The sequence below is a fragment of the Acinetobacter sp. WC-323 genome (assembly GCF_000314615.1).
GTDB classification, from domain to species: domain Bacteria; phylum Pseudomonadota; class Gammaproteobacteria; order Pseudomonadales; family Moraxellaceae; genus Acinetobacter; species Acinetobacter courvalinii.
The window spans coordinates 18,961-35,330 of record NZ_AMZS01000047.1 but is presented as its reverse complement, the minus strand read 5'-3'; the positions used below and the strand labels follow the sequence as shown (position 1 = coordinate 35,330).

Below are 16,370 nucleotides of genomic sequence, written 5' to 3'. Positions count from 1 at the left end.
GTCGTTAACGAGACAAACGGAATTCTGCTTTTCCATTGACGGTATAAGGAGACAATGAAATCTGTTCCTGATTCAAAACCAGGGATACAGCGGTCGCATCGTCCAAACGAATCTGGAATGGCGACTGACCACTCAGATTCAAGGTCGATGCCTGACGACCTGTTGCCAATACTTTACCCGTTGCATCCACAATATGCACAGAGGTTGGTCGGCTAAAGTTCAGGACTAATTGGTCACCAGATGTTGCTGCCGTTGTATTTCCACCCATCGGCAGAATTTCAACTTCAGAGTTTTTGATCTTTGGTACATCCGCATCATCCTTATGGCTTGATGTCCAATTCTGTACAGCCACGACCGCTAACCATGCCAATACTGCCACCGCTGCCACAATCGCAATGCGTTTTAACCATTTGCGGTTACGGACGCTTTTCGAACCTGACAATTTCCCCATGATCTTAATCGGAGAGTTATTCAGGGCATGGCTGGCTTTAAGACCGGTATCATTAACATAGATTTCATCAAAACGCTGAATAATCGCGCTGGCGTCGGCATTTAAATGCTTGGCATAAGCACGATAGTAGCCTTTGATAAAGGTCGCTTCTGGCAATGACTTGTAGTCATCTTGCTCTAATGCCGTCAAGGTTTTGACCGGCATGTTCAATACGTTTGCAATCTCTTCAATTTCTTTCTTTTGTGCAATACGAATTTGACGCAAATACTCACCAGGTCGTTGAATATTTCCTAACGCAGACGATGGCGAGGTTGAGCCAGTTGGCTGATGTGAATTTGGATTTATTTCCATACGGCCTCAGTACTGTACTGTAATTGCAAATAACGTTGATATTCTGGACTATCAGGAAATAAAGCGCGTAACTGATTGACTAACACTTGCATTCCTAACTGATCCGCATTTGCCCGAGCAATGCGTAAACCAATCCAAAGCGCACGGGCACCCTGGTTTTTCTGACCTACATTACGAACATATTGTTCGTATAGTTGCGATGCATCTCTATTATTTTGTTGCAAATAGAAAATTTCCGCCAACTCTAACATTGAAATTGTTGCGTTTCGATTCGCTTGTAGCGCCTGTTTGAATGCTTTTTCAGCATTCGCCACATCGCCGAGTTTTAAATAGATTCGCCCCAGGTTTTCCAGCGACTGAAAACGCTGATCATAACCCAGAGTTGCGCCCGCACGGGTAAATTGCTCAATGGCTTCATTATAGCGTTGCTGCTGGTACAAATATGTACCGTAATTATTACGCGCCTGAGCATTATCTGGTTCGGAGGAAATAGCACGCTTAAAATAAGACTCCGCTTTTTCCATATTGGCTGCGCTGCCTTCCTGTTGCAGCAGGATGCCCATCATCATGTTGGCGTTGGCATCCCGGGAATTCAGTTTTAATGCCTGATCAAGCGAACGCTTGGCTGAATCCAGATCACGTGTACGAATATATTCTGCCGCAAGTTGCGTACGCACCTGCACCGCTTTTTCAGGATCTTTTTTTAATGTTGTAGATGGCGTCTGGCAAGCTGTTAAGCCAAGTAAAGTAAACACAACAGCTGTCGCTATAATCGTTTTTGATCGAGTTGTATTCAACGCTTTTCCCCCAAGTTTTATCCTTGTGTGCGCAATATTTCTTGTCGTTGCGCCACTTTCTTTTTCCACTGTTCAGCACGACGGGTTCGGTCAGCCACCTGTCCTACCAATTGTCCACATGCCGCATCGATATCATCGCCACGTGTCTGACGAATCGTACACACAAATCCGGCATCCGACAAAGTTTTTTGGAAGGCAATAATGCGGTTACGGCTCGAACGGCCGTACGGCGCATGCGGGAACGGATTAAATGGAATCAGGTTGATTTTACTTGGTAAGTTTTTCAGCAATTTTAACAATTGCTGTGCATGCTCAGGTTGGTCATTGACCCCTTCCAGCATCACATATTCAATGGTGACATGACGACGAGAGCTTTCATTGCCATCTTTGCCCAAATAACGTTGGCAAGCTGCGATCAGCTGCTGTAACGGATATTTTTTATTGATCGGTACCAATTCATTACGCAATTCGTCATTCGGTGCGTGTAATGAAATTGCCAGGGCAACATCAATGTCCTGCGCCAGTTGATCAATCTTTGGCACCACACCCGAGGTTGATAAGGTGACACGGCGTTTCGACATGCCATAAGCAAAGTCATCCAGCATCAACTGCATCGAACTGAGCACAGCATCGTAATTGAGTAAGGGTTCACCCATCCCCATCATCACGACATTGGTGACAGTACGTTCACGCTCTGCAACCGGCACTTCTTCCATGTAGGAATAGTTCGCCATCCACAGCTGACCAATAATTTCTGCAGGGGTTAAATCACGCTGAAAACCTTGCTTACCGGTAGAACAGAATGAGCAATCCAGTGCACAGCCCACTTGTGAAGAAATACACAGGGTTTTACGCGCGCCAGTTTTGTCATCAGCCGGAATCAGGACCGTTTCAACCAGCGAGCCCTCACCATCACCGACACGGAATACCCACTTACGGGTGCCATCTTTGGAATAGTTACGATGCACCACTTCAGGCGCTTTAATTTCACAGATTTTTTCTAATTTTTCACGTAATTTTCCCGAGATATTGGTCATCTCGGCAAAATCTGTCACAAAATATTGATGAATCCATTTCATGACCTGACCGGCGCGAAACTTTTTTTCGCCCAGATCTTCAAAGAATTTTTCCAGTTCAGCTCGAGACATGCCAAGTAAATTGACTTTATGCTCGGCAGCTTGAACGACAGGCGTAGTAACAGACTGTTGTTTTTCATCTAAATTTTCTGATGAAACGACCACTGCAGAACTCATGTATATTTACCTAAACAATATCAGCGCTAAAAAATACTGTGCATTATTTACACAATATAATCGATAAGAAATAAAAAACCAGATAAGTAGTATACCACTTATCTGGCTCGAATACTTTGGATTAACGAGTGCGTGGGCAAATCTCGTTATCAGCAAAGAAGTAAGCGATTTCGCGCTCAGCAGAAGCAACTGAGTCAGAACCGTGAGCAGCGTTTTCGTCGATGCTTACAGCGAAGTCAGCGCGGATTGTGCCTGGAGCCGCTTCTTTCGGGTTCGTTGCACCCAAGATATCACGGTGAGCAAGAACTGCGTTTTCGCCTTCAAGAACTGAAACAACCACTGGACCAGAAGTCATGAATGCAACAAGGTCAGCAAAGAAACCACGTTCTTTGTGCTCAGCATAGAAACCTTCAGCATCAGCTTGAGAAAGGTGTTTCATTTTAGTAGCAACAATCTTCAAACCTGATTTTTCGAAACGAGCAAAGATGTCGCCGATGTGGTTTTTAGAAACTGCATCTGGTTTTACGATAGATAAAGTACGTTCAATCGCCATGATTGACTCCTATTATGGTCTAAACTAAAAAATTTGCCGCATTATACCGATGTCATCGTTAATAATCAGCTTGAATATGCAAAAGTTCAGCGATTTCTGACGAATTTTTAACGAACTTCATCCAGCCAGGCCATTTGAATGGCTTCAAGCAAACCTTCGGTTGATTTATTCGGATCATCACTAAAGTCTGGTAATGCACACACCCAGGCATGCAAATCGGTGAATCGTACCCATTGTGGATCGACATCTGGATGTGCTTCGGTAAGTTCAATTGCAATATCAATCGTATCTGTCCAGCGTAAGCCCATATAACAACCTGAATAAATGTATGTGATTGAGCCTACTTTAACAAAACACCGGATTTAAGAGATAGTGTTGAAGTGCTAAATTGTCGCTAAAACGCTGGTAAAAGGCGTTACAGAACCAGATTAAAGCTCGGTGCCAGCAAAATGATCGCACTTGCCACCGATGCACCAATCATTGCACCGACAATGACATCGCTTGGATAGTGTAGTCCCAGAATCATCCGTGACAATGCGACCAAGATCGTAAACGGTAGCATCAGGATTAATAACAGGGGCTGGATATAACCCAAAGTGATGGTGACCATGACCGCATGTAAGGTATGGCCTGAGGGAAAACTGAAATGATCGAGCGGTCGCTCCCCTAAGACAATGACCTGATGCACCTGATAAGGTCTTGGACGGGTAGTTTTATGTTTTAAAAATTTATAAATCAAGGTGCCTACAGAACCCGCCCCGATCAGATACAAGATCTGCACCCCATATGCCAAGCCATGCATCGCCCAAACTGACAGCAACATGACATACCAAAATGGCCCATCACCCAATCGGCTAATCGTTTTAAAAAATAAAGCGATACGTTGCGACTGTGAAAGATGGTTGAGATAGACACACCCTTTTAAATCGAGATCCAGCATTTTTATTTTTGCATTTTGAAATTTCATACTTTTTCTCCTCTTCAGGATTTAGGTCGGCGTCATGGGTGACTCCTCACGACCTGATAAAATGCATGTTCTAATTGTTGTACCGGAAACTGCCAGCTGCTGTGTTGTACGCTTTCGCTGGCCAGTAAGCCCATTTGTCTCAATTGCGGTAGCGCAGGTAAATGACAAATGGATTGAATAAAATCCGTGGTCTCTCCAAGCTGGCTCAACCAGCCGGTGACCCCATGCCGAACATGTTGATGTGCGCAAACATAATCGTAGGCCACCACTGCTAAACCACTGGCAATGGCTTCCAACACCACATTTCCGAAGGTATCAGCCTGACTGGCAAAGGTAAACACATCGGCACTGGCATAAGCCGCCCAAAGCGCTTTCCCGCTCAGGCTTCCCATAAAGATCACATCACTGGATTGCGCCATTTTGCTCAGGCGTGTCTGGTCTGGCCCTTCGCCCACAATCACGAATTTAGTGTTTTTGCCTTGTTGTGCCTGTAAGGCATGGAAACTCTTGATCAGCACATCGACTTCTTTTTCAGGTGACAAACGCCCGACATATAGCATGACACGGGTATCTGCATCAGCGCCCCATTGTTGGCGAAGCTGTTCTGAACGATGTTTCGGTGAAAACTTTTCTGTATCCACACCACGTCCGACCACCACCAAAGGACAGGTTACGCCAAAACCGCGTAAAGCCTGTTCGGTGTATTGACTAGGTACGCAGGTAACATCAGTACTGTTATGAAACCAGGTCAGATAACGTTGAATCGGCTTGACCAGAAAAGCCAGATCAAAGAACCGGCTAAAGTCATGAAAGGCTGAATGGAAGCCACTCGACACTGCAACCTTTCGCGATTTTGCGGCCTGCAAAGCGGTTAGTCCCAAAGGCCCTTCTGTGACGATATGCACCACATCCGGCATAAATTTCTCAAAGGCTTTAGACACCTTGAGATATTGTGGCCATCCGAATTGCACACTCGGATATTTGGGAATCGGCTGAGACATCACCAGACATTCCTGATCGGGATGGAATTCGGTACAGACTGTTTTTTGTGTGGGACGTACCAGTAAGATTTTATGTCCAAGTCGCTGTAAACCCTGACATAACTGCATCATGGATAAAGCCACACCATTAATTTCCGGGGGCCAGGTTTCAGTCACAATCGCGATACGGAGACGAGGACGAACCAGATCATGCAGTTCAGACAATTCATCTTGTTTATTTTTGAGTTGTTTCCTTTTAAAGTAAAATTTAAAATTTTCAGGAAACTCTTGCTTGAATAGAGATGTCGCGTATGTACTCTGCATATCGCCATCCATTTGTGTCGTTATTTTCATGCTTTTAGCTTATAAGCATTTTTTGACACTTTAATGATCAGTGTATGACAGTTTTTTGACAGTCTTAAAATAAAAAATGCCCATTTCCCAAGCAAAAATGGGCATCTAAAAATAGCACTGCATCCATCAGGCAAGCGGGTTCTCTACCGCAAAAAGCTGCTGATCTTCTAAACGCAAAGCCACCAATTGTTGTCCCCAGACACAGCCACCATCCACATTTTGAATTTGAGGACTAATGGTCTTGCCCTGTAATGCCGCCCAATGTCCAAAAATCAGCTGATGGGTTTGTGCGGCCTGACTTTCAAATTCAAACCACGGCTGAAAACCCGCTGGCATCGGTGCATCGAGTGCATCCTTAAATTCAAACTCCAGACGACCTTCGGCATCGGTTAAGCGCATACGGGTCAGATAATTGGTGATACAACGCAATCGCGCCATACCTTTCAGCTCATCTGACCACAGATCCGGCTGTGAGCCATACATTTCTGCCAGAAAAGCATCCAGCACCGAGAGATCTTCATGCGCAACAACCTGTTGCACTTCTTGCGCCAATGCAACTGTCTTTTCAGCGCTCCAGATACAGGGTACGCCCGCGTGAGTAATCAAAGTGTGTTGATTTGGAGACAGACTTAAAGGCTGTTTACGTAGCCAGTCAATCAGCTCATCGCCATCAATTGCGTCAATCACTTCCTGGGTATGGTCTTTTTCTTTGGCTTTTTTAAAGCCACGCGCACAGGCAATCAAGGTCAGGTCATGATTACCCAACACCGTTGCAGCGGCCCCACGGTCAGCCAACTTTTTAATAAAGCGTAAGGCACCGACCGAGTTTTCACCACGCGCCACCAGATCGCCAGCGAACCATAAAAAGTCTTGGTCCGGATCAAAGCGGATTTCTTTCAGCAACGCTTTTAGTGCTTCAAAACAGCCTTGCACATCACCAACGACATAATTATAGCGCTTAGACATCAGGCCACCATCTGATCAGAAAGCGCCACGAAATCTGCCAGACTTAAGGTTTCTGGACGCGCCATTGGATCAACCCCGGCTTTTTCAAAGCCATCTTCCACCAGCATGCCTTTTAAGCTATTTCGCAAGGTTTTACGGCGTTGAGTAAATACGTGCCCCACCAAACGTGCTAACGCTTTCTCATTTTTTGCCACAATCGGTTTGGTTTCGTAAGGCTCTAAACGGAAAACTGCTGACGTCACTTTTGGCGGAGGGTTAAATGATCCCGGCGGTACTTCAAACAAGAAAGTTGGTTTGCAGTAATACTGAATCATGACCGACAGACGACCATATTCTTTGGTATTGGGTGTTGCGGTAATACGGTCCACCACTTCTTTTTGCAACATGAAATGCATGTCTTTGACTTTGTCACCAAACTCCAAGAGATGGAACAACAGTGGTGTTGAAATGTTATAGGGTAAATTCCCAACTACACGTAGTGGGCGGCCGTCCTGAAACAGCTGGGTAAAGTCGTACTTCAAAGCATCTGCTTCAACAATGGTCAAACGCTCAGGATGTGGTACACGGCCTGGCAAGCCTGCTGCCAAATCACGGTCCAGTTCAACTACGGTCAACGCATCACACTCACCAATTAACGGTGAGGTCAATGCTGCCAGACCAGGGCCAATTTCAACAATATTTTCGCCCGCACGAGGATTCACTGAGCGTACAATTTTGGCAATCACACGTTGATCATGTAAAAAGTTTTGACCAAAACGTTTTCGAGCCTGATGCCCTTCATCTTTAGGGTTTAGGGCATTAATTTGATACATATATTTATACTCAATATTTGAAACTTAATTCCCCCCTCTTTTATAAAGAGGGGCTGGGGGAGATTCTTGCCAAATCAAGTGCTAAATCCACTGCAACATGCAAGCTCGATGCTTTTGCCTGTCCAGTGCCTGCAAGAGAGAGTGCCGTACCATGATCGACAGAGGTTCGAATAAATGGCAAGCCTAATGTAATATTTACTGCTTCACCAAAGCCCTGTGATTTTAACACAGGTAAGCCCTGATCGTGATACATCGCTAAAACTGCATCTGCATCTTTGAGATTTTCCGGGGTAAACAAGGTATCTGCTGGCAAACTCAGGCTCATGTTTACGCCCTGCGCTCGATAGCTTTCCAGTACAGGATTAATCACCTCAATTTCTTCACGACCTAAATAGCCGTCCTCACCCGCATGCGGATTTAAACCACATACCAAGATACGCGGCGCAGAAATTTTAAATTTGGTTTTTAAGTCATGAATCAGGATATCAAGCACCTGATGTAAACGTTCTGGACTAATGGCAGCAGGCACATCGCGCAACGGCAAATGAGTGGTTGCCAGAGCCACCCGTAGCGTTTTGGTCGCCAGCATCATCACCACACGATCAATACCAGCAAACTCCTGATAAAACTCGGTATGTCCGCTAAACGCGATGCCCGCCTCGTTGATAACGGACTTCTGTACAGGCGCCGTGGCCACACCGACACTTTGTCCAGACATGGCATAATCAGCCGAACGACGCAATTGTTCCAATACATAAGCCGCATTGGCAGAGTCTAACTGCCCTAAATTCACCGGTTTTGCCAAAGGCACATGTTCAACAAAGAGCTGCCCCTGCAAACTCGATGCTGCTTGTCCCTGATAAGCAATCAGTTCAACATTTAAACCAAGTAGATTGGCACGTTGCTGCAACATTTCGATATCAGCCAATACCACCAGCGGCCGTTCATCAATCCGTTCCGCCAGACTCAGACAGATATCTGGACCAATTCCAGCCGGTTCACCTGAAGTGACATATAAAGGAAGCATATCTAGCGCCAGTCTTTTTGATTTACTGCTAGTGTAACCAAAATCTAAAAGCAGCTATAGCCCTACCTTTTGATAAATTCTGTTTAAAGGTCAGCAATAGTCCTTTATTACAGGACATACAGCCAAAAATGTAATAGCTCTTCGTTAAAATCGGCACGGTCTTTGCCTAAACCATTGCTAAGCTCAGCCTTTATAAAGGTCAAAATATGAGTGTTGAAGTATTTAGTCTTCCGGTTTTCGTGGCAAATGAAACTCGGCATTTAACCAGCCGAGCACATGCGCAATTTCTGACAAGCAAATCAAGAGCCCAGCAACCCCAATAGCAATGGCCAGCCATTTCCACAGTTGGCGATGGGTCTGACTAAAACGCTGCGCTGGAATACAGAAAAAAATCAGCCCACCAGCCAAATAAAGCAGATATGGAAAAGGAGTGAAATGCATAAACATGCTGACTAAAGCCACGCCAACCATTCCACTAAAACCGTAATAGATTCCAAACCCGGTGATCAGAATGAAATAAGTTGTGACAAGTCCGAACAGACAGCCCAACAGAAATTGTTTTACGCGCAGCATCATGAGTCTTTTTTATTTGGATTCACACTCATAAAACATTATTTTATCCGTTCAATCAAGCTGCTGGTTCAGCGTTCAGGCAGCAAAGCTTTAGACAGGTTCTGTGGAACAAGATTGGAAGGAACAAATTCGACCTTTCGGGTCCATGGATTCACTTTGGGCTGTGCTTTCTTCTCCGGCTGCGCCAAAGCCATTTCTTCTTTTTTTTCACTCACGGCAACCGTACTTACTGCCTTGTCAGCAAAAGGGTTGTTGATGCTGTCTTTTTTTTCTGCGGCTGGCAGCGCCTGCTGAAGTGGAGCTTCTTTTTTCTCAAGTGCTGTGGTGTTCACGACTGTACTGGCTGGACGGGCATAAGCAGCGACCATAGCCCCTTGCTTTACAATGGTCTGAGTAGTCGGTGCGGGTAACTGAGGTGCGGGAGTTGCCAATGTAGTACTTGATGTCCCTTGCAGATTCAGCGGATCTACCGGAATTTCGATGGCTTTCATTTCAGCGGTAACCGCCATTGCAGGATCAATATGATCGTTGCCCCGACTTTCCAGCACTTCAAGTTTACGGCTAGTGCCCTCTTTCGGCTGGAATTCAGAATAATTGGTCACACTGGTCTGATCGACCCATTTATACAGTCGTCGTGCATGGGTCTGGGTCGCACAAACACCCACCAGCAAGGTGACTACTACCATTTTTGTAGAAAACGACAACTTCATCAAATTCCCCGAGAGAAGAGGTAAATACTTCTATTTATTTCAAATAATTGGCATAAAAAATAATAGGTTAAACCCGGCGCTGTCTCAAGCGAAATAACAGGCCCTGCAACTCACCGCCGAATAGTTCCCAATTCAGTCACATTGCAGCAATTTCTGGCTTCGGTAGCGTTTTTTTCTTGTGCATGGATATAAACTCATGTAGAATTCGGTCTCCTTTTGTTTGGACAGATTCCACCGTCCAAACCAACTATAATAGGTAGTGGTTTAAATGAAAACTCTCAGCGCTAAGCCAGCTGAAGTTCAACACGATTGGTATGTTGTTGATGCTTCTGGCAAAACTTTAGGTCGCCTTGCGACTGAAATCGCTCGTCGTTTACGCGGTAAGCACAAAACTTCTTATACTCCTCACGTTGACACTGGCGATTACATCGTTGTGATCAATGCTGAACAAGTTCAAGTGACTGGTAACAAATCACTTGATAAGAAATACTATCGCCATACTGGTTTCCCTGGTGGTATCCGTGAGACTAACTTCGAGAAGTTAATTGCTCACAAACCTGAAGCTGTTTTAGAAAAAGCGGTTAAAGGTATGTTACCAAAAGGTCCTCTTGGTTATGCAATGATCAAAAAAATGAAAGTGTACGCTGGTAGCGAGCATCCTCATACTGCTCAACAGCCACAAGTTTTGGACATCTAAGGGATACAGCACATGGCTACTAATTATGGTACAGGTCGCCGTAAGACCGCAACTGCACGTGTTTTCTTGTCAGCTGGTACAGGCAAACTCGTAATCAACAATCGTACTTTAGAGCAATATTTCGGTCGTGAAACTGCTCGTATGGTTGTACGTCAGCCTTTAGAACTTTTAGAAGTTACTGAAAAATTTGACCTTTACATCACTGTTAAAGGTGGTGGTATTGGTGGTCAAGCAGGCGCTATCCGTCACGGTATTACTCGTGCATTGATCGCTGCTGACGAAAACTTAAAACCTGCTCTTCGTCAAGCTGGTTTCGTTACACGTGATGCTCGTGAAGTTGAACGTAAGAAACTTGGTTTACGTAAAGCACGTAAACGTCCTCAATTCTCTAAACGTTAATCGTTTTACGAATTGGACAAAAAAACCTCGGATTTTCCGAGGTTTTTTATTGCCTATGATTTATTACTTTTTAGAACAATCCATAACGGCATCGCCCATGCCATCGGCAGCAGCAAATTCGGTGACGGTACAGCCATTTTGCTGATAACTTCGGGCAGGTTTCGAAAATTGATGGTCTTTCGGGATCGGTGCATTACACGGCTGCCCGGTTTTTTCATGTACCATCTGGATCGGTCCATCATTATAAATAGTCACCTGACAGCCTTTGACCACATACTGTTTTTTAATGCCGCCATAGGGTTGCTCACGAGCATCATCGGCCCCAGCAACAATCACGGCATCAGCTGCCGCCCCACCGTCGATTGAAGATACATTGTGCTGTTCCGAACCATGAGGTGCCCCCGCACAACCACCCAGTAACAACACACCACACAATACCATCAGGTAATCTCGTTTCATTCTATTTTCTCTCATTGAACTTATTGAATAATAAATCTATTCTGTAAGGCTCATATTATTAATGTTTAAGTGCTTTCCAACGTTAATTTTAGTATTCTAAACAGTCAATCAGAATTTTTTGGATTTATGTCTTTAGAAAATCCCCCAAGCCCTATGCAAGGCATCACGCTTTATAGTCATGCAGATGATTTCCGCTCACACTGGATTCGTTTTTTACTGGCTGAGAAACAAATCAAATATCAGCTCATTATCACTGACCATGAAGATGAGGATTTGGCAGACCTCAATCCCTACAATCAGCTTCCGATGTTGATTGAACAAAATCTGAAATTATTTTCAACCAACGTGATTGCCGAATATCTGGATGACCGTTATCGCCAGAATAAACTCTATGCCGATGCACCGATGGCCAGAGCAGAACAACGTCAATATATCTGGCGCTTTGAACAGGACTGGTTCAAACTGGCAGATCATATGCTCAGACATGCCGATAGCCTGGACCTGAAACAAAAACAAAAGGCGCAAAAAGAACTCAGGGACACCTTGATCTCACTGACGCCCCTGTTTCAGCATTTTCCATTTTTCATGTCAGAAACCTTCTCCATTCTGGACTGCATGCTAGCCCCGATCTTCTTGCGTCTTAAAAGTATGGGAATCGAATTACCGGCACAGCATTGCCGACCGATTTTCTTGTATTGTCATCGTATCTTTAGCCGCCCATCTTTCATTAAATCAATGACAGCTCAAGAAAAAAACAGCTACAATGAATTGATTTCTACGATTTAATAAGTTTTTCAATTATGTCTGAGCAAATAACTTTTACGCCTACACGCCCATACCTTGCTCGTGCCATTTATGAATGGATTTGCGATAACCAGCTGACGCCTTATTTGTTAGTGGATGCAACCCAACCGCACACAGATGTTCCGCTACAATTTGTAAAAGATGGGCAAATTGTTTTGAACCTCGCACCGCATGCAGTGCATCAACTGCATATGAGTAATGATGCAATCACTTTCTCCGCCCGTTTTGGCGGTGTTGCCAAAGAAATTTATGTGCCTATCCGTGCCGTACTTGGCATTTATGCCAGAGAAAATGGACAAGGCCTATTCTTTGATCCTTCTGAATATGAAGATATGGAAGAAACTGCTGCACCAGAAACAGAACAAACCAAGCAAGAAGCAGAACCTACGAAAAAGAAACCTTCACTCAGAATTTTAGATTAAGCAAGGAGAGACACAATGGCATTTGACTTGGTTCAGTATTTTGCTGAACAGATTAAAATTCAAAAACCGCAGCTTTTTAGCCAATATTCTCCAAAAGAAAAACAGTCTTATATTGATGAAGTCAATATTTTAACTCTTGGACAATTAATCAGCCTATGGAAACAGAATCCCCAGAAACTTTATCAGGAAGTTCAAACCGCTGATCCGCTTTATATCCAAGAGATTGCTCGTCACCTGACCACCTCCCCGCATAATCAGTCTGAGCTTAAAGCGGCTGAACTCGAAAATAGTGTTTCAGAAGTATTGGCCTTACAACTGGCGGAGTTAAAACAACTTGACCAGACCGGCAGCTTCGGACAAACCGGACTGACCGAACTGTTAATGGGTCAAATTGAACATCTATCCGGCCAAGCGGAAGACTGGGTCTGGTCAACCAACCATTTGACAGAGTTACTGGGCTCCAAACCGGTTGTTCAAGAAGAGGTTTCTCTTGAAGCTACCATGCAGGAGTTTAACCAGATGGTGAATCAGGCCAAACCTGTGGCTCATGAGCCGCATGAAGCTGCTGATATTGTCCCGCCAGTGGTACCCGGCTGGGCCTATCTTGTTTCTCCTTTGGTCGCATTGGTCATTCTTATATTTTTGTATTGTTCATATTGCCAGTTAATCTCTGGCTGATTTGAGATAAGCCGATAAAGAAAGAATTAAATTCTTTCTTTATCATCATTTTAGTAGAAAATTAATCATTATTAAAATAACAATTCAAACTTTCTAATTAATAAATTTACATTTATTTACAATCCTAATTACATATTTATCTCAATTATTAATGTGAATAAAATCACACTAACAATTAATTATTCATCTTAATTAATATTTTTATTTGTTAATCTGACAAAAAATGTCAATTATTAGCACTCCTTAAATTTCAATTAATCTAAAGCATGATTGATTTAATAAAAGAGTTTCCTATAATAATTTTATCTACTTTTGAAAACTAATCAAAAACAAAAGTAGTGTATATATAAATTCATAAACAAAGATGTATCAGTAGAGATAAAATCATGGCTAAAATTTCATTAGAAAGCTTAACAAATATTGATGGGTTCGTTGCAGCAGCATTAGTAGATACAGAAAGCGGTTTGGCGCTAGCAACACAAGGTGGGGGTTCACTGGATTTAGAATTGGCAGCTGCTGGTAATACCGAAGTTATCCGCGCCAAACGCCGCGTAGCCAACTCATTGAAACTTAACGATGATATTGAAGATATCCTGATCACCTTAGGTAAGGCATATCACTTGATCCGTCCATTAGAAAGCAATGGCAATTTGTTCCTTTATCTTGTTTTAGACCGTACCAAATCAAATCTTGCCATGGCGCGTCACGAACTTAAAACCTTCGAAAAAGAGTTAGATTTTGCTTAATTCTTAATTTAAAAATATTTAATACATTAGGTTTCTTGTATATATTTCTATTTTATTTATTCATTATCATAAAATAGAAATAATACAAGTTTCCTATTATTAGCCTTTAGTATAATGGCTATTTTTTGCAGTCCAATATTTTAAAAACATTAAAGTGATACTATGAATGGACATTGCATTAATATCGCAATTTCAGGTATAAGTTTAAAAGTTTCAGATGAATTAAAAATAGAACTTAGAAAAACCATACCACACGAGTTTGGCATAAACTGGATCAATATTGCCGATCCCAATATCGACTTACTATTAATCAATGAAAATTTCTTCGAGTCCGAAGGCATTCAACGCATTTTAAAACAAAAACAACTACTCTGCTTAAAAGTGGCGAAAGGAGAAGGCTCACATCATATCGAACAACACAATACCCTGTATTTACCGTTTCAGCATAGCGAGGCATTAAAAAACTGGATTCAGTTTCGTCTACTGAGCTATCTCTCTCATCAACAATCCCAGCAACCCAAAACCGAACGCGTTTCCAGCCACAATGCCATTAATGAAAAATATTTGACGAATATGCTCAATCCCGAGAATGCCAGACTGCATCTTTTTGATGATCACGGCACCTTGGCCATCATCGATACCCGTAGTCAAATTGCCTGGCTGGAGCCGACACGCATTCATACCAAAACCAATCACAGCTTTAAATACGAATTTGCAACCACCTCCAATTTCACTAAAGTGTCCCGTAAAGTGGAATATAACTTACAGGACTGGGTCTGGAATCTGTTTTGGCACTCGATCGAATTCCAACGTCTGGCACCCAATGAAAATGAATATTATAAAATCGAATACTGGCCGCAGCCTGCTCAAAGCGAAGGTCGTAAAACCGCCCTCCTACTTTCAGCCTGCTTTATACAAGGCGCGCAACTTTATCAGGTCGCCACACAGCTAAAACTTCCCATTCAAACGGTTCAACAGTTTATTGCGGCCTGCATGATTTCGAACAATGGCGGCATTATTCCTGCTTCAGAAAGTCATTACTTAAAAACAGAAGCTGAAGAACAAACGATTGAACAAAAAGGTTTTTTAAATAAATTTTTCGGCAAAATCAGACGCCGCTTTGGGCTTTAAGGAATACTATGATTCTCCAACAATATAAAATTGTCTTTGCAGGAAGCATGGGCGCAGGAAAAACCGAAGCGATTAAATCGCTTTCAGAAATTCCTGTGCTTGCGACTGAGGCATTAAACACAGACAGTCAGGCCCATAACAAGATGCAAACCACGGTAGGGATTGATTATGGCGAAATTACGCTGGATGACGGGGTAAAGATCGGCTTATACGGTACACCGGGTCAATCACGTTTTGATTTTATCTGGCCGGTGATCTGTCAAGGTGCCTTGGGCGTTATTTTACTGGTTGACCATAACAGCAAAGTGCCGATTGAAGAACTTGAAGCCTATCTGGAAACCTTTAAAGATTACACCCAGAATATTTCGATTGGCATTACCCATGTCGATGAAAACAAAGAACAGCCGACTACGATCTATCGGGACTGGCTGATTCAGAATGACTATCACTATCCTCTATTTTTTATCGATGCGCGTAAACAAGAGCATATCTTGCTCATGATTGAATCTCTTATTGCAGCATTAGAAGTCAATTTAAAAGCAACAAATTAATTACTTTATAAAAGAGAAGAATTATGTTCAGTATTCCCAGTCAGCAACGTACCGCACCCAAAGAGCTGATCCAGTTTGCCAAGGCTCAAGCCAATGATATTCTGATGAATATTCGAGGGGTGGATTATATTATGCTCTGCTCAACAGACGGGTTTGAACTCGCGGCAATTTACAAGAAAAACCCGTATAACAGTACCAAGCTGGCTGCTGTCAGTAGTTCAATTCTGGCCATGGTCACGGCTTTTCTGAATGAAATCCAGTTAACCGGATGTCAAAGTATTACGCTAGATGCTGAAAATGGTAAGGCGATCCTGACCTCTATCCCGGCCCAGCATCATCCGATGGTTATGGTGACCTTAAGTAACAAGGACGTATTATTAGGCCAGCTTCTTTATAGCTTAAAGCAGGCCAGTACGGCGATTTCCGAAGCAGATCAAGCCTAAATACCTCATAAAATAACTAATCTGACAGGGTGTCATCCTTGTCAGATTTTTTTCATTTTATCCCTCATAGAATTTGCATCCACCTATTTATTTTCGTTTATGAACACTTGTATATTTTTATAAAATCCCCACCCTCTTCTTTCACAAAAAATATTGATAACAATAAACGAGATATGATTTTTTAAAACATCAGATGAATGGTCATTAATTTAAATGATTTAGCAATATTTTTTCATTATTATAATT

22 protein-coding genes are annotated in these 16,370 nt (G+C 43.0%); 9 read left to right on the top strand and 13 right to left on the bottom strand.

The features are described 5' to 3' along the window. Positions 1-4: 4 nt before the first annotated feature. The 12 genes from ACINWC323_RS07230 to ACINWC323_RS07280 all read right to left on the bottom strand — a co-directional run bounded on the left by ACINWC323_RS07230 (position 5) and on the right by ACINWC323_RS07280 (position 9,794). Positions 5-802 (bottom strand): helix-turn-helix domain-containing protein, encoded by a 798-nt coding sequence (locus tag ACINWC323_RS07230; protein ID WP_009513036.1) that lies wholly within the window; start codon positions 800-802, stop codon positions 5-7. Continuing rightward, positions 793-1,599: a type IV pilus biogenesis/stability protein PilW gene (pilW, locus tag ACINWC323_RS07235; protein ID WP_032881569.1), complete on the bottom strand. Its 807-nt coding sequence runs from the start codon at positions 1,597-1,599 to the stop codon at positions 793-795. Before pilW ends, ACINWC323_RS07230 begins: the two co-directional genes overlap by 10 nt. Positions 1,600-1,616: 17 nt before the next feature. Continuing rightward, a complete protein-coding gene (gene rlmN / locus ACINWC323_RS07240; protein ID WP_009513049.1) occupies positions 1,617-2,852 on the bottom strand; it encodes a dual-specificity RNA methyltransferase RlmN in 1,236 nt (411 codons plus the stop codon). 121 nt (positions 2,853-2,973) lie between these two features. Then, positions 2,974-3,405, bottom strand: a complete 432-nt coding sequence (ndk, locus tag ACINWC323_RS07245) for a nucleoside-diphosphate kinase (protein WP_004775629.1) — start codon at positions 3,403-3,405, stop codon at positions 2,974-2,976. Positions 3,406-3,512: 107 nt separating this feature from the next. Then, positions 3,513-3,713, bottom strand: a complete 201-nt coding sequence (gene iscX, locus ACINWC323_RS07250) for a Fe-S cluster assembly protein IscX (protein ID WP_005226785.1) — start codon at positions 3,711-3,713, stop codon at positions 3,513-3,515. A 107-nt stretch (positions 3,714-3,820) separates the two neighbouring features. Further along, positions 3,821-4,372: a phosphatase PAP2 family protein gene (locus ACINWC323_RS07255; protein ID WP_009513084.1), complete on the bottom strand. Its 552-nt coding sequence runs from the start codon at positions 4,370-4,372 to the stop codon at positions 3,821-3,823. A 32-nt stretch (positions 4,373-4,404) separates the two neighbouring features. Continuing rightward, entirely contained in the window at positions 4,405-5,676 is a 1,272-nt protein-coding gene (locus tag ACINWC323_RS07260; RefSeq protein ID WP_032881568.1) for a glycosyltransferase family 4 protein, read from the bottom strand. A gap of 156 nt (positions 5,677-5,832) precedes the next feature. Continuing rightward, a complete protein-coding gene (locus tag ACINWC323_RS07265) occupies positions 5,833-6,672 on the bottom strand; it encodes a symmetrical bis(5'-nucleosyl)-tetraphosphatase (protein ID WP_009513106.1) in 840 nt (279 codons plus the stop codon). Continuing rightward, a complete protein-coding gene (rsmA, locus tag ACINWC323_RS07270) occupies positions 6,672-7,484 on the bottom strand; it encodes a 16S rRNA (adenine(1518)-N(6)/adenine(1519)-N(6))-dimethyltransferase RsmA (RefSeq protein ID WP_009513026.1) in 813 nt (270 codons plus the stop codon). Before rsmA ends, ACINWC323_RS07265 begins: the two co-directional genes overlap by 1 nt. Before the next feature lie 40 nt (positions 7,485-7,524). After that, positions 7,525-8,511, bottom strand: coding sequence for a 4-hydroxythreonine-4-phosphate dehydrogenase PdxA (gene pdxA / locus ACINWC323_RS07275; RefSeq protein WP_009513057.1), 987 nt, complete (start codon positions 8,509-8,511; stop codon positions 7,525-7,527). A 222-nt stretch (positions 8,512-8,733) separates the two neighbouring features. Continuing rightward, positions 8,734-9,087 (bottom strand): hypothetical protein, encoded by a 354-nt coding sequence (locus ACINWC323_RS0119135; RefSeq protein ID WP_032881567.1) that lies wholly within the window; start codon positions 9,085-9,087, stop codon positions 8,734-8,736. A 65-nt stretch (positions 9,088-9,152) separates the two neighbouring features. Continuing rightward, positions 9,153-9,794 carry a hypothetical protein gene (locus ACINWC323_RS07280; protein WP_032881566.1) on the bottom strand — a complete coding sequence of 214 codons (642 nt, stop codon included), beginning with the start codon at positions 9,792-9,794 and terminating at the stop codon, positions 9,153-9,155. A gap of 268 nt (positions 9,795-10,062) precedes the next feature. On the opposite strand from ACINWC323_RS07280, the gene rplM reads away from it, so the two are divergent. Continuing rightward, positions 10,063-10,491 carry a 50S ribosomal protein L13 gene (gene rplM, locus ACINWC323_RS07285; RefSeq protein WP_005226762.1) on the top strand — a complete coding sequence of 143 codons (429 nt, stop codon included), beginning with the start codon at positions 10,063-10,065 and terminating at the stop codon, positions 10,489-10,491. A gap of 12 nt (positions 10,492-10,503) precedes the next feature. Next, entirely contained in the window at positions 10,504-10,890 is a 387-nt protein-coding gene (gene rpsI, locus ACINWC323_RS07290) for a 30S ribosomal protein S9 (protein ID WP_004775642.1), read from the top strand. A 63-nt stretch (positions 10,891-10,953) separates the two neighbouring features. Here rpsI and ACINWC323_RS07295 read toward each other — a convergent pair whose 3' ends face one another. Next, positions 10,954-11,349, bottom strand: coding sequence for a hypothetical protein (locus ACINWC323_RS07295; protein ID WP_009513060.1), 396 nt, complete (start codon positions 11,347-11,349; stop codon positions 10,954-10,956). A gap of 126 nt (positions 11,350-11,475) precedes the next feature. Between ACINWC323_RS07295 and ACINWC323_RS07300 the strand changes: the two genes are divergently transcribed. The 7 genes from ACINWC323_RS07300 to ACINWC323_RS07330 all read left to right on the top strand — a co-directional run bounded on the left by ACINWC323_RS07300 (position 11,476) and on the right by ACINWC323_RS07330 (position 16,124). Next, positions 11,476-12,135: a glutathione S-transferase N-terminal domain-containing protein gene (locus ACINWC323_RS07300; RefSeq protein ID WP_032881565.1), complete on the top strand. Its 660-nt coding sequence runs from the start codon at positions 11,476-11,478 to the stop codon at positions 12,133-12,135. A gap of 14 nt (positions 12,136-12,149) precedes the next feature. Further along, the gene (locus ACINWC323_RS07305; RefSeq protein ID WP_005226757.1) at positions 12,150-12,575 is read left to right on the top strand and encodes a ClpXP protease specificity-enhancing factor; all 426 of its coding nucleotides are present in this window, start codon (positions 12,150-12,152) and stop codon (positions 12,573-12,575) included. 15 nt (positions 12,576-12,590) lie between these two features. Next, positions 12,591-13,253 (top strand): hypothetical protein, encoded by a 663-nt coding sequence (locus tag ACINWC323_RS07310; RefSeq protein ID WP_005226755.1) that lies wholly within the window; start codon positions 12,591-12,593, stop codon positions 13,251-13,253. A gap of 386 nt (positions 13,254-13,639) precedes the next feature. Beyond that, complete coding sequence (locus tag ACINWC323_RS07315) at positions 13,640-13,999, top strand: roadblock/LC7 domain-containing protein (protein ID WP_004775651.1); 360 nt, start codon at positions 13,640-13,642, stop codon at positions 13,997-13,999. Between the two features lie 162 nt (positions 14,000-14,161). Beyond that, on the top strand, positions 14,162-15,130 hold the full coding sequence (locus ACINWC323_RS07320; protein WP_009513038.1) for a hypothetical protein: 969 nt from the start codon (positions 14,162-14,164) through the stop codon (positions 15,128-15,130). A gap of 8 nt (positions 15,131-15,138) precedes the next feature. Next, the gene (locus ACINWC323_RS07325; protein ID WP_005226752.1) at positions 15,139-15,681 is read left to right on the top strand and encodes a GTP-binding protein; all 543 of its coding nucleotides are present in this window, start codon (positions 15,139-15,141) and stop codon (positions 15,679-15,681) included. Positions 15,682-15,704: 23 nt separating this feature from the next. Beyond that, a complete protein-coding gene (locus tag ACINWC323_RS07330; RefSeq protein ID WP_004775657.1) occupies positions 15,705-16,124 on the top strand; it encodes a roadblock/LC7 domain-containing protein in 420 nt (139 codons plus the stop codon). Positions 16,125-16,370: the final 246 nt, after the last annotated feature.